A 24245-nucleotide genomic window follows, 5' to 3' on the forward strand; every position below is an offset into this window, starting at 1 on the left:
AAGCAACGACGTTGGCGCAATGATCATCGACTATGACGGAAACGTGTGGCTCTCTGATAGAATTGGCGCTGGCCTGACCAGGATCTCTGATGGGGGCTGGCCACAGATGCGACTTGCCCTTAACAAGTTGGAGACACCTGAGGCCATTGCCATAGTGGCCAGTGTTTTCAACACACAGCCCGTTGTCGGGGTTGACGTTTACATCGCTTGCCAGATAGGGGCTTCACTTCTATTCTATCCGAACTGGATGCAGGAGCCCTCTCCCATCCAAATCAATCTCTACGCGGGCTTCAATCAATCCGCGACGATCATCGAGATGCCGAAGGCGAGCATCCCGCCCGGGAGCTACACGTTCTGGGGCTGCATGACCGGCCGAGGCACGCAGAAGCTCATCGGCCCCCTCGACCGCAAGTTCGAGACTCTCCGCATAGAGGTCAACGAGGGCAACTAACTCGCGGAAGGTGTCATGTTCGAGGACAATCGCTAGTTTGGGCAAGTTCGAGGCGCTCACAATCGAGATCGCCAACACGGAAACGAGATGAGAGGCCCGAGATGAAATGGCCTAGAATCGTGGTCATCAGGCTTGATCTTGTCCCGCTAGCTACCTGCGCCTCTCAAACAGTAGGTATTTGAAGAAGCCGAGGCCGGTCGAGACGTAGTATCTGAGCGCCTTGAGGCTTTTGATGTGACTCAGAGTCGATAGGATGAACCGAGGCGAGAGCGAGTAGCGAAGGTAGAACCAGCGCTGCAAGCGGACGAGGTCATCTGAGGAGAAGTGCTCGGTGTGCCACGACGGCTGGGTGTGTGTGCAGTCGAACTTCTCCCAGTCCAGCGTCTCAGGCATGTAGCCGCCCGCCTGCATAGTATCGTAGAGCTCAGTGCCCGGGAAGGGGGTAACGACGTTGACCACGATGAAGTCGGGCGCGACGCGTTTTGCAAGTTTTAAGGTCATCTGGACCTCATCGAGCGTCTCGCTTGGGTGGCTTCCGATGATGAAGAACGCCTCCGTGGCGAGGCCGGCCCTCTTGGCGGCGTCGAAAGCCGTGATTATCTGCTCCTCTGTTATGCGTTTTTTTATCAGATTCCTTATCCGGTCGCTGCCGGACTCGATGCCGAACGCCACTTTCTTGCAGCCTGCGGCCTTCATTTTGGCGAGCATGTCCTGATCGACGGCATTAACTCGGGTGTCGCAGTCCCAGCTGATACCGAGTGCCGCGAACCCATCGAGCATTTTCTTGAGGCGCTTCCTGTTGAGTGTGAAGGTGTCGTCGTCGATCGTGTAGTGATCGAAGCCGAACTTTTCGATGCACTGTTTGACCTCGGCGAGAACGTGCTCGGACGAGCGGAATCGAAGCCGGCGGGAGAACGTGATCTTCGAGGCGCAGAACGTGCAGTCCTCGGTGCAGCCGCGGGAGGTGAAGAGGACGGTTGAACGGCAGGCGGAGTCGGCGACTCCGGGCGTTGGGCCGGCTCGGTATAGGTCGAGATTGAGCAGGTGTCTTGCGGGGAAAGGCAGCTTGTCGAGGTCATTGATAAGTGGCCTGCTCTCTTCGGTGACGGTCTCCGAGCCGCTGCGGTATGCAACGCCTCGGACGCCGTGTAGGTTCGGCTTGGCGCCTTCGGAGGCTCGCTGGCAGAGCTCCAGCAGCGTCTCCTCGCCCTCACCGAAGGCCGCCACGTCGAACCCCTCGAACTCCTGAAGCGAGCGCTCTGGCATGGCGCTAATGTGTGGGCCGCCCGCGACTACGAGTGCGTCCGGACAGCAGCTTTTGACCACTTTGGCGAGGCGATTCGCGGCGACAACGGTTGCGGACAGACACGTGAAGCCGACGAGGTCAGGTCCATAATCGGAGACCCTTGCCGCAAACTCCTTGTCGGAGAGATGTTCAACCTCGAAGTCGACTATCCTCGTGTCGATTCCGTTCGCGAGCAGGAATGCAGCAAGCGAGGCGATGTTTATTGGATGTTGCACAGAGCTTTTTTCGAGGCCCCCCATGATTCTAGGCGGCCTGACGATCAGCGTTTTAATGGTTCACTCCAGGCATTTGAGTCTCCGTCGCACAGAGGCATTTGTAGGGGCGGGGCTTGTCTCCGCCCATCTATATATTCGGGCAGACACAAGGCCTGCCCCTACATGTGGCATACCCCGCTGCGCCATCCCCGTTGAAACCAACTTATTAGACGGCCTCCTTGCCCCGCCCGAAAGATAGATGGGTGCGGCAAGCGGCAGCCCTACCTGAATCGGCAACGGCGGTGGCAGGCTAGAAAGCCCGGCCCACGCTCGCGGGCTACATGGTGATGGCATCGACAGCGTCCGCACCGACAATCCTGACCACGACCCTGTTGGGGACGCACACGATGGTCTGGCCCTGGGTATGGATCTTGCCGGTCTTTACGCATAACTTGTTCGGGCAGCACGAGTCTTTGACCCAGACGTATCCATCCAGGCACATCACTGTTGTTATGCCGAGCGGCCCGAGCACCTTTTGGGTGAAGTTCTGACCCAACGAGGCGCGATGGACGACATCGCTGTTGACGGATACTTCAACTTCTGAAATAGATTTGGGCGCCCCCGCTCCCGCCCAGATCATGAACAGCGCAGAGGCGCCCAGCACGACAAAAACTACGATGTCGCCGGCCCTGATGATTTTTGTCTTGTCAGACACCGGCCGCATCGCTTTGATTGAATAAACTCGTGCCGGCATCGTCATAGGTCTGCGAGCGGATTTCTTCCGGTAAGGCCGGCAAGGATTTTTTTGGCAAGATGCGAAACACAGCGCGTCCTAACTCGCCGACTAGCTCGGAGTGTTCGGGTCGATTGCCCCTGCGACGACCTCGTATTTCCCAAGCGGGAGCAACGAGGCTTCAACGGACAGAAGCGGCGCGTGAATTGAGAAACCGTAAGGGATAGTGCAAGTGAACGGACGTGGCTCACTAGACCAGTAATGCGGCCGAATGAGTGGGGCGGCGCCAATGAAACCCGCGTAAGGACCACCGTAGGCGCCCATGTCGTTGATTGAACCGTCTCTGTCGTTCATGCTGCTCTCTGGCAAGCCAGCATCGATGCAGGGCGAGCCTGCCTGTAGGTGAAAGTTGTAGTTCTGGGGGTCTGCAAACAGTGGGTCCGCTGAGATCAGGCCGGTGCCGGGAGAGGGCATAAAAGCCACCGACCCGTCGTCATAGACATACGGGGGGGCTTCCATGGCCCAGGCATCGTCATAGGCTATCTCAAGGCCAACCGGCAGAAGTTGAACAGCCGCCCAGACGGCGTGTTGGGCGTTTGCGAAGATGTTGTTCACAATGATGTGAGGGCCAAAGTCCTGACAGAGAATACAGGTGAGCGGGATAGAGAAGAAAGCGTTGTTAGAGATGTTTAAGGAAGACCCATCCGAGAAAATCCCATTGTAGAAGGGGCCGGCCACAACGGAGTTGCTCATTTCGACATCCGCATCGATCGCCCCGATGCCTAGCAAGTGGCTTCTTAGGAACATACAGCGTCTTACAGTAACATGGTTTGCTTGCTCGCAGTGGAGAGCGTTGAATCTATCCTCGAGGCTCGTTTCGTTGACGATCTGGGCGGTTGCAGAGGACAGGACCGATATCCCGTTTGTGTAATTCTTATGGTAATAATTGTTCGTGAGGGCAGCGTTGGAGCCTTCCTCTACAAGAACGCCTCCTTCGAAGTTGCGCTCGAGCACGTTGCCAGAAATGGTAACGTCCGAGCCTTCCGCGAGGTGTATCCCCGCAAGGCGATTGCACTGAATAGTGCAGCCGAGTACCTGGCCGGAAGAATTCATAAACTGCACGCCGTGGTCGAAGTTTTCGGTTACTGAATTGAAGCTGAACGTAACATCGGTTGAGTCAACGGCCCGAAGGCCCATTTGTGCGTTGCGGCTTGAATCGTTTCCTAACACACTTCCAGTTGATCGGATGAAGAATATGCCGGTGTGATGATTGCTCTGGGCAATGTTGCCTTCTATGTAAGCAACCGTGCCGTCTCTGCAGTTTATTCCCGCATGCACGTTTCCGAAGCAGAAATTGCCCGTGACCTCAATAGTTGATTGGAAGGAGAGAATGCCGTCAAGATCGTTGAAGTAGGCGAGATTCTGGTCAATCTGCGCGTCGCAGCCATCGACCTTAATTCCCGAGGCATAGTTGTCATGCAGCTCGTTGCCTACGGCGACGATCGTCCCACCAGTGCATAAGATGCCGTAGCCACCCCCTGAGATCTCATTTGACCAAAGTGTAACCGAGACGTCCCGCGAGTAGAGCGTTGCCACGGTTGAGCCGGAGATGAGCCTCAGTTGGCCTACGCTGCAGTCCTCGGCGCATACGATTGCAGGCTTCAAACCACCGTCAACAAGCGTGTTATCAGGACCCGCGCCGACAAGCGAGACACCCGGGCTCATCAACACGTTCTCGTTGTATTCGCCGGGGCCAACCAGAACCTCGTCGCCCGGCGACGCCGCGTTCATCGCGGCAGAGATCGTCGGGAACTCCTCGGGGACACGGAGAGTCTCGGCAGAAAGCCGAGCAGGAATGAGCAAGAGTAGTTCGAGCAGAATCAGCGTGGTGACCAAAGCCCGAATACGCAGAGCGTAGAACTTCAAGATGACCTCCCCATTATCCGTAAACTGACTAGCCCAAAGAAACACAACCCCGAGAGCTGTAAGTTCCCGAGTCTGCATTCATGTCGTTCCCCTGGCCAAAGTAAGGTTACTCTCGTATCTTGGATACAAGAAAGTCTCCAATCGCAAGAAAGTCAAGCGCCGTGTTCATGAACGATGCCAAGGCGTGCTTGGGGGCGCAGACGATCGGTGCGCCTCGCTCATTGAACGAGGTGTTCAGAAGCATCGGGACGCCAGTTAGTTTCTCAAATTCCTGAATTAGCCTTCTGTATCGCTTTGCGCGTGAGTTCTTTGGCACGGACTGGACCCTCGCACTGCCGTCAACGTGAACTACCGACGGGACTCTTTGCTTGACCCCATCCTTGAAATGGAAGTTCAGCGTCATGAACGGGCTCGGATAAGGGTTATGGAACCAATCCGGCATTCGCTCCTCGAGAATGGCAGGGGCGAGGGGACGCCACCGCTCGCGGCCCTTGATGTCGTTGACTAGGTCTTTCATATAAGGTTCTATTGGGCTGGCAAGGATGCTCCTTGAGCCAAGCGCTCGCGGCCCGAACTCCATCCGACCCTGGAACCACCCTACGGCCTTGTTCTCGGCCAGGAGCTTCGCCACTGGCTTTTCGATCTGCTTGTAATGCTTGTACGAGATACCCGGCGTCGCATCTAGCACAGTTCTAATCTCGTCGTTGGAATACTCAGGGCCCAGAAACACGTCCTCCATTGCGTCAGGCATCGGTTCGCCTCTCAGATGGGCAATCCAGACCGCAGCACCAAGCGCCGCGCCCATGTCCATCGCAGCCGGCTGAATGAAGATGTCGTCAACGAACTCAGAATCAAGCAGCGCCGAGTTCATCACGCAATTGAGAGAGACGCCGCCGCCGAGGCAGAGATTGCGGCAGCCCGTCTTGGCGTGCAGCAGTTTGGTCATCTCCATCCCGGCCAGCTCCAGCCGCTCCTGAAGCGTCGCTGCTATGTCCTTGTGAATGTCGGCTATTGGCTGGCCGTCATCTCGCGCGAATCTCCAGAGCTTGCGCAAGGCCTTGAAGTCGATGCAGTACGAATATGGATATACGGACAGGTATTCGCCGAGCTCCGGCCGCGGCGTGCCGTATGCAGAGAGCCCCATCGTCTTGCCCGCGTCGAAATAGACGAAGCCACAGACCTGCGAGACCGTTCGATAGAGTGTGCCGAGGGACTGATGCGGATGAAACTGCTTGATCGGGATCAGCTCGCCGTCCCGACCGTAGTAGAGCGAGGTGGGCGATTCGTCGCCAACGCCATCGGTAACGAAGATGTTGGCCCGGTCGAAACCTGAGCAGTAATAGGCACTTGCCGCGTGTGCGAGGTGGTGCTTCACGAATATGACCTCTTTGAAGCGCCGCCTGAGCTCCGAGAAGTAGGCCCTTCGCCTGACGAGAAAGCCGAACGTTGCGCCTGGGATGATGTTCATGCCCGGATCGTTCTTTGACTTCTGCTTGAAGGCGCTCCTAATCGACATCTTCTGAAGCGCCTCGGAGAAGATATTGTAGAGCATTTTCATCATCGTGAGAGCGTTGACATCGAAGCTGATGGCCACGGCATCGATCTGGCTCTCGTCAAGCCCGAAGTACTCGAGGCACCAATCCACTGAGTAGGAGGGCGGTTTGCCCATGAGGCAGAGCCCGAGCGCGTGCTTATCCCCGGAGAGCCGCTCCTCCTCAATCGCGCCGACAATCTTCCCGTCCTTGAGCAGAACGGCCGACGTATCGTGCAGCAGCTCATTTATACCAAGAATGTAGCCCATTTCATTCCTTAACTAGCGGCAAATCGCATAAGCCAGTGTAACGTTGAGGTGAAACAGCAAGATTCTCTTCTCCTTGCGCGCCCGACCTTCGTCAGGCCCTTGGCCGCCGCGACAGTTCATCAAACTTGCCATCAATATAATGCATTATTTGCTTGTGAAGCAAGCTGCTGCGCGCCGCGATGCAGGACAGCCTCGTGTCCGGCCCCGAGCCGAGCAAGCGCCTCGGCTCAAGCGCCTGACCGTAGGCGTCCGTCATGACGATTCCCGCTTCCTTTGCGATGAGGAAAGTCGCAGCGATGTCGTAAGGGAAGAGGCCCAGCACCTGTCGCTGGCCAGCCCGGAACATCTCATCAACCGAGTCGGGGAGCTCCTCCACAATGCGCACGCCGACATCGACATAGGCATCGAGCCTGCCCAGGGCTATGCGAGAGATGCCGAAAGTAGTGCTGTTGAAGAGGAAACACCCGCCGCGGACGGCCGACATGTTCACAAGGTCCCCGATCACCCAGAAAAGCTCCCTTGCCGGACGGCCACACACCTCGAACGCCCAGGCCATCTCCGAAAGCCCCGGAGCCACGGCTGAAAGCGGCGCAAGCGACTCACCCTCCCGCGTTATTGAGACGCCTTGGCCGGCGCTCGCCTCGAACACGGTGTCGGTTTTTATCTCCCAAAGATAGCCGAGCAAGATGTCCCTAAAGCGTGTCTCCTCCTTGCCACGAAACCGCGCCACAGCGATGGAGACGCAGGCAGTTTCAAGTCCAGCCCTGAAGGCGCGCGAGCCGTCGAGCGCATCAACCACGAGAACGTATTGGGGATTGCCTCGCCCCGGTATGAAACCCATCTCCTCAGTATAGGCTGCGAGTGGGACCGGGCTTGTATCAAGCCAGTCCTTGACGACCCTCTCAGCCAAGAGATCGACCTTGAACGACGCGTCTCCGCTGTCCGTCAATCCTGATGTGGACCGCATCTCGCCCTCTGATGCGACTGAGCGAATCGCCGCAAGAATGCTGGCTCCGAGCTCCTTGATCCTCGGCGCAAGCTCAGCTACCTGCAATACTTGGCGACCTCCTCCGCAACCTCCGTTGTCGAGGCGCTGCCACCCATGTCGTAGGTCCTGACTCTGCCCTCGGCGATGACTCTTGCGACGGCGTTCTCGAGAACCTGCGCCTTTTCTAGCTCGGTCAGGTACTCAAGCATCAGCTTTGCACTAAGGATTGCCGCCATGGGGTTCACCTTGTTCATGCCGGTGTATTTGGGCGCCGAGCCATGAGTTGGCTCGAACAGAGCGTAGTCGTCGCCTATGTTGGCGCTCGAGGCGAAGCCCAGCCCGCCGACCAGCTGCGCCGAGAGGTCCGAGATTATATCCCCGAACATATTGCCTGCGCAGAGCACGCTGTAAATCTGTGGGTTCTTGACCAGCCACATGCACATTGCATCCACATTTGTCTCCCAGAGCTGGATGCCGGGATAGCTCTTTGCCGCCTTTCTAGCCTCGCTAAGCAGCAGCCCGCCGGTCTCGCGCAGGACGTTCGGCTTCTCGACGACGGTCACACTTGCGCGATTGTGTTTCTTGGCGTATTCAAAGGCCTGCATAACGATCGAGCGGCAGGCTTTCCGCGTGTAAACCCGCACCGTGATCGCGAGGTCATCCGGGCTTTCGTGAATGAAGCGCCTCGCCTTCGGCTGGTAATCCGCCAGAAATCTCATCACCTCACGTGGGACAGGATGTAATTCCACCCCGCTGTAAAGGCCCTCGGTGTTCTCCCGGAAGACCACTATGTCTATGTCGTCCCGGTAGTTGAGCGGATTGCCCTTGAACGCCTTGCATGGCCGCATGTTGGTGTGCAGATTAAGCAGCTGCCTCAGCTTTACTATTGGGCTGAAATAGACGAAGCCCTGCTGCCAGAGGTGCGGGGCTAGCTCCCTTGCCGCCTCCTCCGACGGCTTAGACGTTATCGCGCCGAAGAGGCAGCAGTCGGTCATCTTGAGCATATCGACCGTCCTTTGGGGAAGCGGGTTGCCCTCGTTGCACCAGAACTCCCAGCCAACGTCGCCTGGGATATACTCCGCATCAAACTCAAGCGCCTCCAAAACGAGTCTCGCGGCATCAAGAACGTCAGTCCCGATACCATCACCCGGCAGATAGGCGACCCTGTGCTTTGCCATGATAGTCCTCCAAACAAAAAATACTATCGCCTCTTTACTTTCTACGCATAAATCGCCCCGCAGATTACGAGACGAGAGGTAAGTCTTGCACCAAAGTGCCCAAGGATCAACACACATGAACACTCGTTCCCCCATTCTGTCGTGGACTGGTTCATGGCACCGCTTTCGTTTCATGGGGCCCTCAGGCACGGCGTCCGGTCAGGTCCAATGTCATGCAGCCGGCTGTCTCGGACGTCTGTTGCCGGCGCGCGTCAATTATGAGAGCCTAGAGACGATATGTTCGAGAGGGTTCTCGGTTGGACAGCAAATCTCTGCTTCAGACGGTCTGGCACCATCATCATTGTGGCCTTGGCGCTGCTTTTGATCGCGGTCGTGCTAGCGCTTAGGCTTGAGTTCTCGGCTGATATCCGCCAGTTGCTTCCCCAGTCTCATCCCCGCGTCAATCAGTACTTCGAGGCGCTCTCGAGATTCGCCGGGTCCGAGACGTTAATCGGTGTTGTGAGACCATCTGGGACGCAGGACGTCCACCTCGTGCAGGAGTTTGTGAAACACTTCGGGGAGTCCGTTTCCGGGAGCCGAATGGTTGGCGACGTCGATTTCAACGCCAACCAGCTGGCGCTCAGGTTCTTCAGGAAGTTCTTCCTTAAGCATATCTTTCTATTCCTTGACGAGCAGGACTTTAACAACGTCATCGATGCCCTGTCAAAGGAGGGCATGAGCCGGGCACTCAAACAAGCGCGGGCAACGCTGATCTCTCAGGCCGGCATCGTCCAGAAGGAGTTCATCGAACACGATCCGCTCAACCTTCGGCGGTTCATGTTCAAATACAGCCCAAAACTCAAACAGGGCCTGAAACTTGACCTAATTGACGGCTACTACTTCTCAGCCGACCACAAAATGGGTTTCGTGCTTATCTATCCGACCAAGAACCCCCAGGACTTGGATTTCGACCGGGCGCTGCTCGCAAGCTTGCGCGAGAGCGCGGATGAGGCTTTCGCGTGGCAGGACAACCTTCACGGGTGGGCGATGGGCGAGGCTGCCCAACGGCTCTCGATCTCGTTCACTGGCCCCCACGCGATCCTGCTTGAGGAGAGTGGACTCATCAAAGACGACACGCTCACAACGCTCATCAGCTCCTTCGCGCTCGTTGTTGTGCTCTTCGTCGTAGCTTTTCGCAGCACAGGAAGTCTGCTGTTTGTGGGCGGGCCGCTACTCTCCTCCCTAGTTTTCACACTTGCCCTATGCTACGTAACGCTTGGCTACATCAACATCTTGACCATCGTGCTCGTGGTCTCGGTAGTCGGCCTGGGGATCGACTTCGCCGTGCATCTATACAGCAGGTTCGTCGATGAGCGCGCCTCGGGCAGGATGGCCGCGGAGGCGTTGAGAATCTCATATACCCGCACCGGGTCCGGAACCCTTGCCTGCGCAGCGACTACTTCCCTAGCCTTTCTCAGCTGCGCCCTATCCCGCTTTCAAGGCGTAAAACATATAGGGCTGTTGGCGGCGGCAGGAATCGTCATCTGTCTCTCTACTACGTTCTTTTTCATGGGAGCAGTTCTGAAACAGCAGGAACGACTCGGACGACACAAAGTCAATACTCCAAGGGCCGCTATTCTCGGCCTGACCAAACTTGCGAGACTTGTAACAAACCACCCAGGCCCAATCATCGCGGTATGGACGATACTGACGCTCCTGGCTGCCATCAGGGTCTCTCAGGTCAAGTTCTCCGAGGACATTACCAAACTGAGAGCGAAGACCTCCCAGGCAGCGCGACTTCAGACCCAGATAAGCCGCGACATCGGAGGAAGCTTCAAGGATTGGATCATCTTCAAGACTGTCCCGGACAGTGAAGCCGCTCTGAAGTTCGCAGAACACGTGAAGACCGAGTCAGCCGCTATGATCGCTGATGGAACGCTTGCCGCCGCATCATCGCTGCTCGATTTCGTGCCCTCGCTCGCGAGGCAACTGGAGAACATAAGGCGCCTTGAGCGGCTCTCCGGCAAGCTGTCGCCTCGGGCAATTGCTCCGGCCTTCGAGGCTGCTGTCGAGGGCAGCGGGCTGAGAATGACTGACCTATATCGAGAGTATATCAACCAGCTGGCGGCTTCTCTCTCGGTCAAAGAGCCAATCGACCTGAACGCACTTGCGGCCGACAAGTCCGTTAAGAGGCTGCTGAGGCGCTTCCTTGAGGCAGACAGCAGCGGCCTGAGCATCGCCTGCTACGTCTCCCCCGCCAAACTGCTTTCCGCCAAGCGCGACGCCGTGGCATTTGAGCATAAGCTCCGAAAGCGACTCGGCAACACTCCGTCCATAGTCAGCACCACGTACCTCACTGCCGTGCTGAAGGACCTGATCGTGCAGGATATATGGCTCATAGCGATCGTGGCTGCGGTCCTCGTGCTCGCGATTCTTCTGATGCAGTTCAGAAACCTCTGGGTCGCTCTCATCGCAATCGTGCCACTTGGCTCCGGCGCCCTGATGATGCTTGCCACGGCCTCAATGCTCGGCATCGACCTCAACCCAGTCAACCTGTTCGTCGTGCCGATGATACTCGGCATCGGGATCGACGACGGAATACATCTCGTCCATCGCTTCCTCGAAAAAAAGGCTCACGCTCAAGACGCCATTGTTGGGACAGGTAAGGCCCTGATATTGACCTCACTAACGACGATTCTCGCTTTCGGCACGCTCGTCTTTGCTGGGTTCGAGGGCCTTGTTCAAATAGGCATCATCACAATACTGGGCGTGGGATTCTCGCTACTTGCGTCGATAACGTTTCTCCCCGCACTTCTCGTTCGGCTACCGAGTGTGGGTCGCAGGCTGAACGTTGGATAGGCGACCGAGGTTGGCCAAGTGTAACGACGAGATGACAGTCATGCCGGCAGATGGGTTCGAGCAGATTGACTATGAGCGCTTCGTCTATTTCCGCTCTTCACGGCTGCACGAGCTCGGTGTCAAACATCTTTTCTCAACTCGCATCAGCACCCGAGGCGGCGTTCGCGCGGATTTCAACATCGGCTTTCGTAACTGCGCCGCCCAAGAGATGCCCTTGGAGGCGAGGCGCGCTGCTTGTGACATACTAGCCGCCGACCTCTCCGGACTGACAGTGGCCAGGCAGGTGCACTCCGGCCGTGCGGTCGTGGTGGACAGCCGCGATGTCGGACGAGGCGCACGGTCCGCCGAGGACGGGATACCTGATGCGGATGGGATGGTTACGGAGGCGCCGGGCGCCTCGCTTCTGATCCTCACCGCCGACTGCCTGCCCGTTCTCATTTACGATCCCGCAGGCCGGGTTGGGGCGTTTCACGCAGGCTGGAGGGGTGCTCTAGCGGGCATCGCCCGGAATACTATCGACCTGATGGTGAACCGCCTGTGCTCCAGGCGGGCCGACCTGATCGCGGTCCTCGGCCCCGCCATTCAGAAGTGCTGTTTCCAGGTGGGACGGGACGTCGCAAGGAGGTTCATGGCCGCCTCGAGGCGCTGCGGCCAAGAGGTGGTCCACAGCGACAATGGGCGGTTTTTCGTTGACCTGCCAGCGTTCGTCAAATGCGAGCTCATTGCCCAAGGGCTGGCCCAGAAAAACGTCATGGACATCGGGCTGTGCACGTCTTGTCTGCCCGAGCTGTTCTATTCTTTTCGCCGCGATGGGCGCCTCGTCGGCTCAATGGGTGCGATAATAGCCCTGGGCAGATGAGGGCGAATGTCGGCAAGCCGCGGCAGTCCGGCCTTCGCAGCCACAGCTGCTATGGCGGAGTAGGCTTGCGGCCGGCCGTCATCGCAAGGAACGCGTCCTGCGGCAGGCTTATCTTTCGCTTGGGATCTCGCCCCTTCCTCAGTATAATACCTTTTGTTATGGCTTTTTATCGTTCTGTTCGTCTTGTTCATAAGCAGTGAATAAACGCTGCATCGGCTATCAGAAGGAGATAGATATGAAAAGAGCTATTCTGGCCTGCGTCGTAATTGCGGCCTCTGCCTTACTGCCGATCGTGGTGACCGCGGAGCCAACCATTACAATCTACACGGATGCTCAGACGTACCAATACGGCGACACTATCGAGGTGAGCCTGGCCGCACTGAACCTCGGATCGGGAGTGTCCGTTGACTTATACGTCGGTCTTCTGACGCCAGACGGCGGTCTCTATACGCTTAGCCCCTATGGACAGAGCGGCTGGTCGGGGAACCTCGAGGCGTGGATTCCCGACATCTACGTGCCACCTGGCTTTGCTATGGACCGGACGCCCTTCTGGTGGTTCGATGTGCCCTGCTCGATGCCGCCAATCGGCGGGGCGGGTCACTACGACTTCGCGGCGGTCCTGACGCGAGCGGGCAGCTTCGACGAGTGGGTCTGCAACGCGAGCTTTGCGCCATTCGCAGTTCGTCTCTGGCCTGCATCTCATTACTACGTTGACGGGGAAACAGGGGACGATTCAAACGACGGGTCTGAAAGCTCGCCCTGGAAAACGATAACACATGCGCTCGCATCCGCGCTCAACACCCCTGCCACCATCCACGTGGCCGCCGGAACGTACTCTGCCTCGACCAACGGCGAGCGGTTTCCACTCAGAATGAAGAGCTGGGTGTCTCTTACAGGTGATGGCCCTAACACGACGACTCTGGACGCGGAGGACTCGGCCTACCATGTTATCTTCTGCTACAACGCGAACGAGCTGACTATCGAGGATTTCACCATCACTGGTGGCAACGCTAATGGGGATTCATCCGCGCACTCGTCCGGCGGCGGGATATACTGCTACGAAAGTTTGCCGACTATTGTGAGCAACACGATCACGGCCAACACTGCCTACTCGGGCGGCGGCATATACTGCTGGGACAGTTCCCCAATCATCACAAACAACGCGATCACGGACAACACTTCCGAGTACTACTGCGGCGGAGGGATATTCTGCTACTACTATAGTTCGCCTGCAATCGAGAACAATGCGATCGAGGCCAACGCTGCCGTCGCCTACGGCGGCGGGATCTACTGCGACTGTTACAGTTCGCCAACGGTCCGAAACAACACGATCACGGACAACACTGCCGAGGCGTGCGGTGGCGGGATATACTGCTACTACACTTCACCGATGATCCAGAACAACGCGATCGAGGACAACACTGCCGGCTACGGTGCCGGGGTCTTCTGGTATGGAGGCTCACCAACGGTTAGGAACAATGCGATCCTGTACAATAGCGCCGGGGGGTGCGGCGGCGGGATCTACTGCTACTACAGTTCACCGACCATCGAGAACAACACAATCTTGGACAACACTGCCAACACCAACGACGGCGGCGGGATATACTGCTACAAGAGTTCGCCGACGATCATCAACTGTATCATGTGGGGCAACAGCGGTGATCTTTATCACTGCTACGCGACATATTGTTGCATAGAGGAGAACGATCCGGGCGAGGGCAACATCCACTACGATCCGATGTTCGTCGAGGGGCCATTCGGCGACCACTACTTGCACCCCGATAGCCTGTGCATAGACGCAGGAAGCCAATCTACTGAAGAGGCAGGCCTCTCTGATCGGACAACGCAGGCCGACAGCACGCCGGACACCGGCACGGTCGATATGGGCTTCCATTATCCGATTCCGTAAGCAGTTAGCAGTTAGCGGTTGGCGGTTGGCAGTTGGCAGTTGGCGGTCGTCCCTGAGACAGGTCGATGGTGCAATAGGGGAAAGGAGGGAGGCGTTGGCCGCCCCAAATCCCCCGAATGAATTCGGGGGCTAGGATCCATGGTAGCCCAGAAGCATCGCCTCGGCTAAAGCCGGGCGATGAGCCTTGCCGGGTGCCGCTTGCGCCGGGCGATGAGGTGGCCCAGGCTGGGGAGCTTTTTCCTCCGAATCACCGTATTTTAATGCGGTGATATAGACGGCTCTCATTATACTAACACCCGAATTCATTCGGGTGGCCTGGAGATGGCTCGGCGTCCTCCACCTCCTCCCCGGAATCCCGATCTGAAGAGGAAAGGAAGAGATGTTGGCTGCCACGGATCCCCGAATTCATTCGGGTGGCCTGGAGATGGCTCGCCGTCCGACACCATTTCTCACAACAAGAGCGCCTCCTGCTTCTTGTCCGCGCGCTGCTTGGACCATCTTCTGTAGTCGCGCAGGTTGAAGTCCTTCCGCGAGTTAGGGGTGCCGCCCATGGCGAGGTCCTCAACGCCACACAGGGGGAAGCTGCATGTCAGGCACGCACCGGTGCAGGCGGCGGCCGGGCCGAACCTTGGCCGTTTACTGCCGTCGTGGTCGATGTAATAGCCGTATCTGCCGGAAAGGTCGCGCACATAGATAGGGATGTCGATGCCCTCGCAATTCTGGCAGCCGGCCATGAACTCAGCGTTCATGCCGCGGCTTTTCACTCGCTTGAGCTTGCCCGAAGCCGTTTTGACCATCGTCTCAGTGCTCACGTTCTCAAACTCCATGCACAGCGCGAAGGAGAGCTCGTTTTGCATACAAAGGTCCCTCAGGTAGGAGAATAGCTCCCGGCGGTAGTCAATGTGAGCGTGCAGGAACCCGTCGATCCGGTCTGTAAATAGCTTCTCGTAACCAAGCCTCGGCGCTGGGTTGAGCGAGTAGAGCGTCTTCAACATCTCGCTCTTGCTGTGGATAGGGATATCGACGCAGCTTGCGATGATATGGTCTGCGCCGCAGAGCTTCGCCCGCTCGATGAGGTGCTTTAGCTCGCGCCTGTCGTCAGTTATGAACGGCAGGATGGGGTCGATGCGGCAGACGGTGTGGATTTTCTGCCGGCCCTCACAAGGCCACGACGAGAGCCGCCTGAGGCTGTAGAAAAGGTCATCGGTCGAGGCGCTCGAGCCTGGGGAGAGCCGCCTCCTGAGCTCGTCGTTCACCGTTGTGATGGAGACCTGGGCGAATGAGTGCCGATTCTGCGCCAGAAGACGTATCACCTCGTCGGGGATAATGCCCTTGGTTACCACGTCGATCGGGACGCCTCGTTCAGTGAAGACGCGGACTATCCTCTCGGAGAGCCTGTATCGAGAGTTGATCGGCTGGAAGGGGTCCGTCACGGGCGACAGGTAGCCGCACGCCGCCACATCGAGCGAATCGAGCTGCCTCGCCACGTTGGCGTCCATATCCTTGAAGACCGTGACCAGCCCCATCCGCCGATACAGTTTGAAATAGCCCCAGTTCATGGAGTTGGCGTAGCAGTAGAGGCACCCGAAATCGCAGCCGTTGTATGGGTTTATCAGCATCCGCTCGGCGGTGCACTCTCGTTTGCCAGGCCACCAACCGTGCAGTTCCTTCTTTGACGAGACTACGATGTGCGGCGCCGGCTGCCGAAGGACAGGAATCTGCGTCATAGCGCCGGCCATCCTTGGATTAACGCTCATCATCTTGCGCAGCGAGCCGACGCGCAAGCGCTAGCTCCGCCTCCTTGCCGTCCACGTGCCCGTCGAGCTTCGCCATCAACACACTCCTGAGAATCTCGCCCACGCTCGGGCCCTCGGGGACGCCCATACCCTTAATGTCGTCGCCGTTGATCTCAAGTCGCACCTTTTGCAGGAGCGACCAATATCGCTCGAACGCCATACCGCTGGCCTTGGCGCGCCGTGAGGCAACGATCACTACTGCCGCCTCGGCCGAAATGCCGGAAAACAGCTGCCAAAGCTCGCTGTCCCGCGCATCCCGAAGCCCGTCAAGCTTGGACAGAATCTCGCTCTGGCGTGTTACGAACTCCTCAACTATTGCGGCCTCATTTCTGTCCAGATCGAAAATCGCGAGCGTGCTGGGCAGCTTATGCTCGGGCACGTTTCCCATGAACAGGAGCAGCCTCACCAGCCATTTCCGGTAGTCATCGGGCAGGCCGTCTTTCGTGGCCTCCTCGAGCCTCTCGAGCCGCTGGAGGATGGGAAGCGCATTGTGGAACAGGGACAAGTATGGCGAGATGGAGCTCAGAACCGATAGCTGAGCCAGGTCCCAGACCGCGCCCCACGGCACCTCCTCGACAAAAAGCGATCTCAACTCGTCCGTCAGCCTGTGAGGTGAAATGGTGCTGAAGCAGCCGTCGCAAATGGCATCTTCGGCGAGCTCGAGCGTTGCGTAGTCAATAACGAACTTGAACCGGTTGGCATACTTGATCGCCCTGATGATTCTGGTCGGGTCGTCCACGAAACTTCTCTCGTGCAGAACTCTGATCAGACCGATCTCAATGTCCTTGAGCCCGCTGTGGGGGTCGAAAACATCCCCAACCCCCTCCGGCGCAAGTGAGGCGCAGACGCAATTGATGGTGAAATCTCTCCGCCTCAGGTCCTCCTCGACAGTGCCCGGCTGCACCTTGGGAAGAGCACCTGGGCTGTCGTAGGTCTCGGTCCTCGCCGTGGCGATGTCGATATGGAAGCCGCCCTCAAAGGGAAGCGTTGCCGTTGCGAAATCTCGGTTGAAAACAGGTCGCTTGATGGCATGAACAGCCAACTCCTCGGCAATCTGCATCGCATCGCCCTCGATCACGACGTCTATGTCAAGACTCTGCCAGCCCAGCACGATGTCGCGCACAAGGCCGCCCACGACGAAGGCACGCGCCGAGCGCTCGCTGGCGGTCTTGCCGAGCAGCTCAAGCAGATTTAGGACAGCGCCGGGCAACGACGAGTTCATCAGCGGCAGAACATTATTGATCTTGGAGATGCCAGGCCTACTCCGCCGAAGCGGCTGCGAAGGCCGGGCCCGTGTATTCCTTGACTGTTGTTTGGTCATCGCTTTTACTTTCATGGGAAGTTGCAGTGAACATCACTATATTTTGAACAAAGTATTTGTGCGACCACAATATGTCAAGGAGCGCGGCGTGCTGATTGTAGATGCAAACCTCGAGCTGGCAGGCTTTGGTGAGGGACTCTGCTCGATCCGAATCAAAGGCCCACGAATTGAGAGCATCCAGCCTTTGCAGCCGCTTCGGCGGAGTAGGCTTGGCGCCTCGTCCGGCGTCGAGCTGGACGACGACGTGATCGACGCTCAGGGCAGGATCGTTCTCCCCGGCTTCATAGACGCCCACGCACACCTTCTCTCCGGGGAGTTTGACACTCTGACGGTCGATTTTGCCGCAACAGCCGACGTGGATGAGATGCTCTCGATGGTCCAACAGAAGGCAGCCGAACTGGAGCGGGAGAAGTTCGTGGTCGGCGTCAACTGGGATGACTCTAAGGTTCGAGGTATCGAGAGACTGAACCGCGATCTATTGGACGCAGTCGGCGTCCCGAATCCTATCTTCCTACAGCGAGTCTGCGGGCACATAGCTCTTGTCAACTCACGTGCGCTCGAGGTCCTGTATTCAGCGCCCAACTTTCGTGAAATCAGCTCGCACGTTGACCGTGAACGCGGTGAGATAAGTGAGGATGCCATTCATCTGATGCGGCGGTTAGTGCCGATCGAGCATTCTGACCGCGTCAAGGGAGTGAGGCGGGCAATTGACGAGGCGCTGTCGCTCGGGGTGACGAGCATCTGCGAGATGCACGCTTTGCCGAATCAGTTCGCCGCGCTTCGGGACGCTGCAAGTGATATCGAGATATTTGTCTATATGGACTACATCTCGGAGACAAGTTTCGCAGAGTTGGAGCGGCTCGAGCCATCGGAGCTCTGCCGGCCTGTCGGGCTCAAGCTAGTGGCGGATGGCTCTATCGGCGCCCGCACTGCGGCGGTTTCGAGGCCATACTGGGGCACAGACGAGCATGGCGAGCTGCTACTATCGAGGGAGAAGACCGCTGCCGTGGCAAGAGAGGCTTTGGCACGAGGCGTCCAGCTCGCCGTTCATGCGATCGGCGACAGGGCGATTGACGCTGTGGTTGGGGCGTTCGAGGATGCTGGGGTGAGTTCTTTCCCCGATCACAGACACCGAATCGAGCATCTGGAGATTCTGCCCGAGCCGCTTGATGAGCACTTGGAGCGGCTTTGCCGCAGTGGGCTTGTGGCGTCGATGCAGCCGGGCTTCATCACGACTTGGGGGCGGCATGAGGATGGCCTTTACGGTGAGCGATTTGGGCCTAGGTGGGCCGAAACGAACGCATTTGGCCCGTTGGCGAGGGCAGGCGTGCCTCTTTGTTTTGGCTCAGATTCAATGCCCATTGGCCCGATCTATGGCCTTCGGGGAGCAGTGAGGCATCCTTTCCCGGACTTTGCGATGCCGCTTGCCGACGCAATCAGTGCGCACACCGCCGGCGGGGCATTTGCCGTCCGACAGGAGGCTCGCCTGGGCCGCATTCAAGAGGGGATGGCCGCGGACCTCGTGGTCCTCACGTGCAGGGATGCGAGCGAGCTGCTCGAGTCGCACGTGGCGGCGACAATCAAGGGTGGGCGAGTGGTTTGTGCAGCTGAGGGTGTGGCTTCTTAGGCAGTGGGGCTGAATGAACGAGCAGGTTGAGCAAAGGCAGCGGGCGACCGAGAAGTTGATCGCCAGCATGAGCATGGAGCAGCTGGTCGGGCAGCTCCTGGTTACAGGTTTCGAGGGCGTTGAGGCGCCTCAACTCCTGAAGGACCATATCCGAAATCACCTGGTCGGAGGCGTCATACTCTTCCGGCGAAATATCTTTGACGCCGATCAGACGCAATACCTCACTAGAAGCCTTCAGGAGACTGCCAGCGGGGCCGGGGAAGAGCTGCCGATGTTAATCATGATAGACCAAGAGGGGGGGAGGGTTACACGTTTTGATTTCGCGGGCAGGCTTCCGTCTGCGATGGCCCTGGGCGCTGCTGGCTCACGCTCTTACACCTATATTGCGGGCCAAAGCTGCGGGAAGGTTCTCTGCGCCCTCGGGATAAACGTGAACTGTGCGCCGGTTCTTGATGTGCTGACGAACTCGAAGAACACGTGCATCGGCACGAGGTCTTTCGGGAGCGATCCCGAACGTGTCGCGGAGCTAGGGGCTCAATACATAAACGGCCTTCAGTCGGCGGATGTCATGGCAGTAGCCAAGCATTTTCCCGGATTGGGCGCCGCCTCATTCGATACGCATCTTGGGCCTGCCCGAGTTGACAAGACGGTTGATGAGCTCCTCGAGTGCGACCTCAAGCCCTTTGAGGAGGCCTTCCGATATGGCGTTGCGATGGTGATGGCGACCCACGCGGAGTATCCCAAGCTTCCACGGGACGGCGAGCTTCCCGCGTCGCTATCACCCTATATTCTCACGGACCTCTTGCGGGGCAGGCTGGATTTCCGCGGGCCGGCCGTCACGGACGACCTTTCGATGGGCGCGGTCGCGGGAAGATATGGCCTCGCCGAGGCTGCGGTTCAGGCGATTACGGCTGGGGCTGACCTCCTGCTGTTCTGCCACAACCTCGACGAGATCGAAGCCGTCCACAGTGCCATCATGTCTGCGATCATAGGTGGGGAGTTGCCGTCCGAGCGCGTGCTGGAGGCGGCCATTAGAGTGCTGTGGCTGAGGGCCGAACTCAAGGACAGGAGTGCACGAGCTGCAAAGGCCCCCTCGCTCTCGCTCGACGACCTCGGCCCTGATATGCAAGAGCTTATGTTCCACGAAATCGCCGAGAATGCTATCTGCGTCGTCAAGGATGAGAAGGGGCTCCTGCCGGTCGATGCCGATTCGAGCGTCTTAGTCGTCCTTCCGGGGCTCGAGCGCTTGTTCAACCTTCAGTCCTCACAGAAGTTACGCTCGCTTCGGGATGCTATGCTGGACTATTTCGAGACCGTGTCCGAGGCGATATACGACCTGGACTCACCCTCGAGTGGGCAGGTGAACGATGTGCTCAGGAAGGCCAACGCCGCTGACGTAGTGGTATTCTGCACGTTCTCGGCAGGCTCCCACCCCAGGCAGCTTGCACTTGGCAAAAAAGTATCGTTGCTGGACAAGCCCCGCATTCTCGTCGCGCTCGACGAGCCGTTCGACTTGAGCCTTCTGAAAGGCTTCGGGACCACGATCGCGGCCTTCGGATTCGCCGAGCCCACGTTCAGAGCGCTTGCCTCGATCATCGCTGGCGAATCATCGCCCGGCGGAAGAATGCCGGTAGAGATATGATAGAGATCGAGAACGGCATGAACGAGAGCCCGGTGACTCCTCGTCGCATCGATTCAGTCCCGTCCGCAGATATGGTGTCAGACGATGTTCTCTAGCATTTTTGGGCAGGACCGGGTGCTTCAGTCGCTGGATCGCAGCATCGCAGAAGGACGCGTCGCAAACACGTATCTCTTCGCTGGGCCGGCCGGGGTGGGGAAGCGGACGACTGCCTTCGACATGGCCCGCGTTCTGCTGTGTGAAAGCCCTGGGAACGGCATCGCTTGCGGCTCGTGTCCCTCGTGCAAGAGGACCGCCCATTTCCCAGAGATACACCCGTCTCTGTTGGTGTTTCGGGACGTCTTGGTGCCGAGCGCTGTTGTCAGAGGCGAGATAATGCACGTCGCCGGCTACGAGGAGGGGCAGCAAGCCCAATACCTTGACGCGATGGCTGCTCTGTCGGAGTTGGGCCTCATTCAGTTTAGCCCCTCAGCAGGACAGGGCCTGGGTCAGGTCGATTGCTATGAGAGAACACAGGCGGCGGTGTTCGAGAGGGCCGACTCAAAGGTGGTCTCCATCGCCGCAATTGACCGCACCATCGACTTAATCCAAAAGGAAACTCGAAGGGGCGTCGATCCACACGTTATCAGGCTCGCTGAGCACATCTTCAGAAACACCACCGAGGGGCTGTATCAGGGAACGATTAAGATATGGGCGATACGCAATGTCCTCCAGCAGCGCCTCGCCACCGGGCCGCTTTTGGGGCCGCGACACATCTGCATCATCGATGACGCCCACAAGATGCAGGAGCCTGCCCAAAACTGCCTCCTGAAAACGCTTGAGGAGCCGCCGCTTGGAACGGTGATCATACTCGTCTCGGAGAACCCGTCGGCCCTCTTGCCTACCATACTTTCTCGCTGCCAGCTCGCCAACTTCGAGCGACTTCCCACCGATTCGATCGAGCGTTTTCTGACCGAAAGGCGGGGGCTCGCCCGGGACATTGCGCCGATCATCGCCTCGTTTGCGGCGGGCAGCCTGGGCCGGGCGATCTTGGTTGATCCGGATGAGTTCTTGAGGCGCCGCACGGCCGCGTCCAGCATAGTCGATTGCGTAATTGGCAGGAAGATCGAGGCCCTGTTCTCCGTGCTTGACGGTGCTCTCGGTGATGCCGCGAGCTCCAGGGCCAAGCAGAGGCAATCGGCTCTCGAGCTGCTGGACATGCTCTCGGTCTTGGTTCGTGATGCGATGGTTCGCAAGGAGGGCGGTGAGAACGCAAAGGGCATATCCCCCAGCGACGCCGGTGTCATCTCGCTGTCGGACGCCTACGGTGTTTCGATGCTTCTCAGGCTTGACCAGGCGGTTCGACAGGCCCGGGAAAAGATCGCCGGCAACGCCAACATCCGGCTTGCGCTTGAGGCGATGGTTTTGGGCTATTGGCTTAAAACTGCCAAATCCAGGGCGTGAATACCAGATGCGGCGGCGCTTGGAGCGCCAGTCATCGGTGTCGATTTTTGGTTCAGACCTCATTCTGTTCCGGCTATTGCGGTGCCGATCTCATAGTGGTCTTATAGATACATAGTCTCGACGCTGCTAGTTTATCAACGACCACAATTGATGGAAGTAACGATCAACGATGGAAAATCTCATCATAAAAGGAGGTAAGCGGCTTTCGGGAACGGTCCTGACCTCGGGCGCTAAGAACGCCGCTCTTCCGATACTTGCGGCCACTATACTGACGGAGGGCAAGACTCGTCTTCTCAACGTTCCAGACGTTGTTGACATAGATTCGATGTGCAAGCTCCTATCGAACCTGGGGGTCGCTGTCTCGAGTCCCGACTCAGACCGCCACACCATTGAGCTTAACATAGGCCACCTCTCGCGGCTTGAGGCGCCGTACGATCTTGTCCGGAAGATGCGCGCGTCCGTGATAGTTCTGGGCCCAATGCTGGCCAAGTATGGACATGCTCGCGTGTCAATGCCGGGGGGATGTGCGATCGGAGAACGGCCTATTAACATGCACCTTGCGGCGCTAGCAAAGATGGGAGCGAGTATCGAGATCGACCACGGCTACGTCGAGGCGACGGCCAAGCGACTCGTGGGCACGAGCATAAACCTGGACTACCCCACTGTCGGCGGCACTGAGAACATAATATGTGCCGCGGCGCTCGCTAGGGGCACCACCGTCATCGACAATGCGGCGAGGGAGCCAGAGATCGTTGATCTGGCCGATTTTTTGAACAAGGCGGGCGCGAAGGTGTCCGGCGCTGGGACGCATCAGGTCATCGTCGATGGCGTCGATACGCTTAGCGGTGTTGAGCACAGCATCATACCCGACCGGATCGAGGCGGGGACATACGCGCTTGCGGCGGCCATAACTGGAGGCGAAGTTACGGTCTCGGGCTGTAACCCGAACCATCTCGGCGCCCCTCTGGAGAAGCTTCTTGAGGCAGGCTGCGAAATCGCGACGTCGCGGGACTCACTTACGGTCAAAGCCACCGGTCGAGCTAGGCCGGTCAGTATCACGACGCAGCCTTATCCGGGCTATCCGACCGACCTTCAGGCGCAGTGGTTGGCGTTCATGACGCTGGCCGACGGGTCAAGCATCATCAAGGAGACGGTGTTTGAGCGGCGGTTCACGCATGTGCAGGAGCTGAGGCGCATGGGTGCAAAGATCACAGTCGATGGGGACACGGCGGTCGTAACCGGAGTCGAGAGGCTTCAGGGTGCGCCGGTTATGTGCACCGACATACGGGCCAGCGCCTCGTTGATTCTTGCTGGCCTTGCGGCCGAGAACTCGACTGTCATCTCGCGGGTCTATCACCTCGACCGCGGCTACGAGCGGATAGAGGAGAAGCTCCGACCGTTGGGCGCAGAGATCAGCCGAGAGCAAGTTTGAGCTGGCCGTGAACTATTGATGGTCAAGGGCAGTGCTGGCGGTGGGCTTGGCGAATGCTCTGGTTCAGATAACGAGAATGGCAACGGTCAGCCCTGTGACGACGAGGAAGAGTGCTAGCTGGCCTGCGCTTGGCGGCCTGCGCTCGTTCAGCCATTTCTCGGGGCCACGATAGCCCCTGGTGGCGAGCCAGCCCGACACCTCGTCCGAACTTACCCAGAGCCTCTTCAGGGCAAAGCCCACGACCCTCGCCATGTTCCGGCGCGCCTTACCGTGCGAGCCGAGACCAAACCGTCCGGCCCTCGCCCTAGCGGCTATCCTCGCAGCTATTAGCTCATTCTTGCAGACGGGCAGAACCAAAAGTCCACTCGAGACAACTGAAACGAGGCTATGAGAGAAGGAGCCACGCCTTCTTGCAGCCGGCAGGACGGCGCCAATTGCGCGGGCCAAGTCGCGCGGCCTGGCTGAGCTGAACAGAAGCTTAGCGCCAGCCCACAAGGAGAGCACGGTCAGTGCAAGCCTTGCGCCTCGCTGACATCCCTGTGGCGAGAACTGGCCGTAATCCGCTTCGCCGATAGCGAAGAACGAGTGCAGCACAAAGATTGTGGATGCAACGATGAGGACCGCGATGAGCGAATGTGGTCTCCGCGAAGACTCTTTTCTGAGAAGCGCAAAGAGCGATAGAAGCAACACGGCCAGGATGGCGAGCCTAATAACGTTCTTGGCGAAGACCAAGGATGCCGCAAGCGCTATGTAGTATAGGAGATTCAGCCTGGCGTCCTTGCCAAGTGCAAGACTGGCCCTCAT

Annotated in this window: 17 protein-coding genes; 8 read left to right on the top strand and 9 right to left on the bottom strand. The window is 58.2% G+C overall.

Going from position 1 to position 24245, the window contains the following annotated elements; all coding sequences use genetic code 11:
- A partial coding sequence (locus VM163_05455; protein HUT03319.1) for a hypothetical protein occupies window positions 1-451 on the top strand: 451 nt, incomplete at its 5' end.
- Between the two features lie 150 nt (window positions 452-601).
- Here the strand turns inward: VM163_05455 and VM163_05460 are convergent.
- The 6 genes from VM163_05460 to VM163_05485 all read right to left on the bottom strand — a co-directional run bounded on the left by VM163_05460 (window position 602) and on the right by VM163_05485 (window position 8577).
- Window positions 602-1972, bottom strand: coding sequence for a radical SAM protein (locus tag VM163_05460; GenBank protein HUT03320.1), 1371 nt, complete (start codon window positions 1970-1972; stop codon window positions 602-604).
- Window positions 1973-2288: 316 nt separating this feature from the next.
- Window positions 2289-2666, bottom strand: a complete 378-nt coding sequence (locus VM163_05465; protein ID HUT03321.1) for a NusG domain II-containing protein — start codon at window positions 2664-2666, stop codon at window positions 2289-2291.
- 129 nt (window positions 2667-2795) lie between these two features.
- The gene (locus VM163_05470) at window positions 2796-4610 is read right to left on the bottom strand and encodes a right-handed parallel beta-helix repeat-containing protein (protein HUT03322.1); all 1815 of its coding nucleotides are present in this window, start codon (window positions 4608-4610) and stop codon (window positions 2796-2798) included.
- A gap of 106 nt (window positions 4611-4716) precedes the next feature.
- Window positions 4717-6411 carry a carbamoyltransferase C-terminal domain-containing protein gene (locus VM163_05475; GenBank protein ID HUT03323.1) on the bottom strand — a complete coding sequence of 565 codons (1695 nt, stop codon included), beginning with the start codon at window positions 6409-6411 and terminating at the stop codon, window positions 4717-4719.
- A gap of 91 nt (window positions 6412-6502) precedes the next feature.
- Complete coding sequence (locus tag VM163_05480; GenBank protein ID HUT03324.1) at window positions 6503-7465, bottom strand: inositol monophosphatase family protein; 963 nt, start codon at window positions 7463-7465, stop codon at window positions 6503-6505.
- Complete coding sequence (locus VM163_05485; GenBank protein ID HUT03325.1) at window positions 7456-8577, bottom strand: isocitrate/isopropylmalate dehydrogenase family protein; 1122 nt, start codon at window positions 8575-8577, stop codon at window positions 7456-7458. Before VM163_05485 ends, VM163_05480 begins: the two co-directional genes overlap by 10 nt.
- A gap of 276 nt (window positions 8578-8853) precedes the next feature.
- Here VM163_05485 and VM163_05490 point away from each other — a divergent pair, with 276 nt between their 5' ends.
- The 3 genes from VM163_05490 (at window position 8854) to VM163_05500 (ending at window position 14183) form a co-directional block, all read left to right on the top strand.
- The gene (locus VM163_05490) at window positions 8854-11415 is read left to right on the top strand and encodes an MMPL family transporter (protein HUT03326.1); all 2562 of its coding nucleotides are present in this window, start codon (window positions 8854-8856) and stop codon (window positions 11413-11415) included.
- Window positions 11408-12274, top strand: coding sequence for a peptidoglycan editing factor PgeF (gene pgeF / locus VM163_05495; GenBank protein HUT03327.1), 867 nt, complete (start codon window positions 11408-11410; stop codon window positions 12272-12274). Before VM163_05490 ends, pgeF begins: the two co-directional genes overlap by 8 nt.
- A gap of 235 nt (window positions 12275-12509) precedes the next feature.
- The gene (locus VM163_05500; protein HUT03328.1) at window positions 12510-14183 is read left to right on the top strand and encodes a right-handed parallel beta-helix repeat-containing protein; all 1674 of its coding nucleotides are present in this window, start codon (window positions 12510-12512) and stop codon (window positions 14181-14183) included.
- 449 nt (window positions 14184-14632) lie between these two features.
- On the opposite strand, the gene VM163_05505 is transcribed toward VM163_05500, so the two are convergent.
- Both VM163_05505 and VM163_05510 read right to left on the bottom strand, forming a co-directional pair.
- The gene (locus tag VM163_05505; protein HUT03329.1) at window positions 14633-15910 is read right to left on the bottom strand and encodes a radical SAM protein; all 1278 of its coding nucleotides are present in this window, start codon (window positions 15908-15910) and stop codon (window positions 14633-14635) included.
- A 19-nt stretch (window positions 15911-15929) separates the two neighbouring features.
- A complete protein-coding gene (locus tag VM163_05510; GenBank protein HUT03330.1) occupies window positions 15930-17300 on the bottom strand; it encodes a hypothetical protein in 1371 nt (456 codons plus the stop codon).
- 88 nt (window positions 17301-17388) lie between these two features.
- On the opposite strand from VM163_05510, the gene VM163_05515 reads away from it, so the two are divergent.
- The 4 genes from VM163_05515 to murA all read left to right on the top strand — a co-directional run bounded on the left by VM163_05515 (window position 17389) and on the right by murA (window position 23441).
- Window positions 17389-18927: an amidohydrolase family protein gene (locus tag VM163_05515; protein HUT03331.1), complete on the top strand. Its 1539-nt coding sequence runs from the start codon at window positions 17389-17391 to the stop codon at window positions 18925-18927.
- Window positions 18928-18940: 13 nt separating this feature from the next.
- On the top strand, window positions 18941-20569 hold the full coding sequence (locus VM163_05520) for a glycoside hydrolase family 3 N-terminal domain-containing protein (protein ID HUT03332.1): 1629 nt from the start codon (window positions 18941-18943) through the stop codon (window positions 20567-20569).
- An 84-nt stretch (window positions 20570-20653) separates the two neighbouring features.
- Entirely contained in the window at window positions 20654-22009 is a 1356-nt protein-coding gene (locus VM163_05525) for a hypothetical protein (protein ID HUT03333.1), read from the top strand.
- A 169-nt stretch (window positions 22010-22178) separates the two neighbouring features.
- Window positions 22179-23441 carry a UDP-N-acetylglucosamine 1-carboxyvinyltransferase gene (murA, locus tag VM163_05530; protein ID HUT03334.1) on the top strand — a complete coding sequence of 421 codons (1263 nt, stop codon included), beginning with the start codon at window positions 22179-22181 and terminating at the stop codon, window positions 23439-23441.
- A 63-nt stretch (window positions 23442-23504) separates the two neighbouring features.
- Here murA and VM163_05535 read toward each other — a convergent pair whose 3' ends face one another.
- Window positions 23505-24245: a CbiQ family ECF transporter T component gene (locus VM163_05535; protein ID HUT03335.1), complete on the bottom strand. Its 741-nt coding sequence runs from the start codon at window positions 24243-24245 to the stop codon at window positions 23505-23507.

The organism is bacterium (genome assembly GCA_035527515.1).
Lineage (GTDB): Bacteria > B130-G9 > B130-G9 > B130-G9 > B130-G9 > B130-G9.

Excerpts from the sequence above, each read along its gene's own strand:
- VM163_05475 (HUT03323.1), bottom strand. The coding sequence starts at position 6,411 with ATGGGCTACATTCTTGGTATAAATGAGCTGCTGCACGATACGTCGGCC.
- VM163_05485 (HUT03325.1), bottom strand. The coding sequence starts at position 8,577 with ATGGCAAAGCACAGGGTCGCCTATCTGCCGGGTGATGGTATCGGGACT.
- VM163_05490 (HUT03326.1), top strand. The coding sequence starts at position 8,854 with ATGTTCGAGAGGGTTCTCGGTTGGACAGCAAATCTCTGCTTCAGACGG.
- VM163_05500 (HUT03328.1), top strand. The coding sequence starts at position 12,510 with ATGAAAAGAGCTATTCTGGCCTGCGTCGTAATTGCGGCCTCTGCCTTA.
- VM163_05505 (HUT03329.1), bottom strand. The coding sequence starts at position 15,910 with ATGACGCAGATTCCTGTCCTTCGGCAGCCGGCGCCGCACATCGTAGTC.
- VM163_05510 (HUT03330.1), bottom strand. The coding sequence starts at position 17,300 with ATGACCAAACAACAGTCAAGGAATACACGGGCCCGGCCTTCGCAGCCG.
- VM163_05520 (HUT03332.1), top strand. The coding sequence starts at position 18,941 with ATGAACGAGCAGGTTGAGCAAAGGCAGCGGGCGACCGAGAAGTTGATC.
- VM163_05525 (HUT03333.1), top strand. The coding sequence starts at position 20,654 with ATGTTCTCTAGCATTTTTGGGCAGGACCGGGTGCTTCAGTCGCTGGAT.
- murA (HUT03334.1), top strand. The coding sequence starts at position 22,179 with ATGGAAAATCTCATCATAAAAGGAGGTAAGCGGCTTTCGGGAACGGTC.
- VM163_05535 (HUT03335.1), bottom strand. The coding sequence starts at position 24,245 with ATGAGGGCCAGTCTTGCACTTGGCAAGGACGCCAGGCTGAATCTCCTA.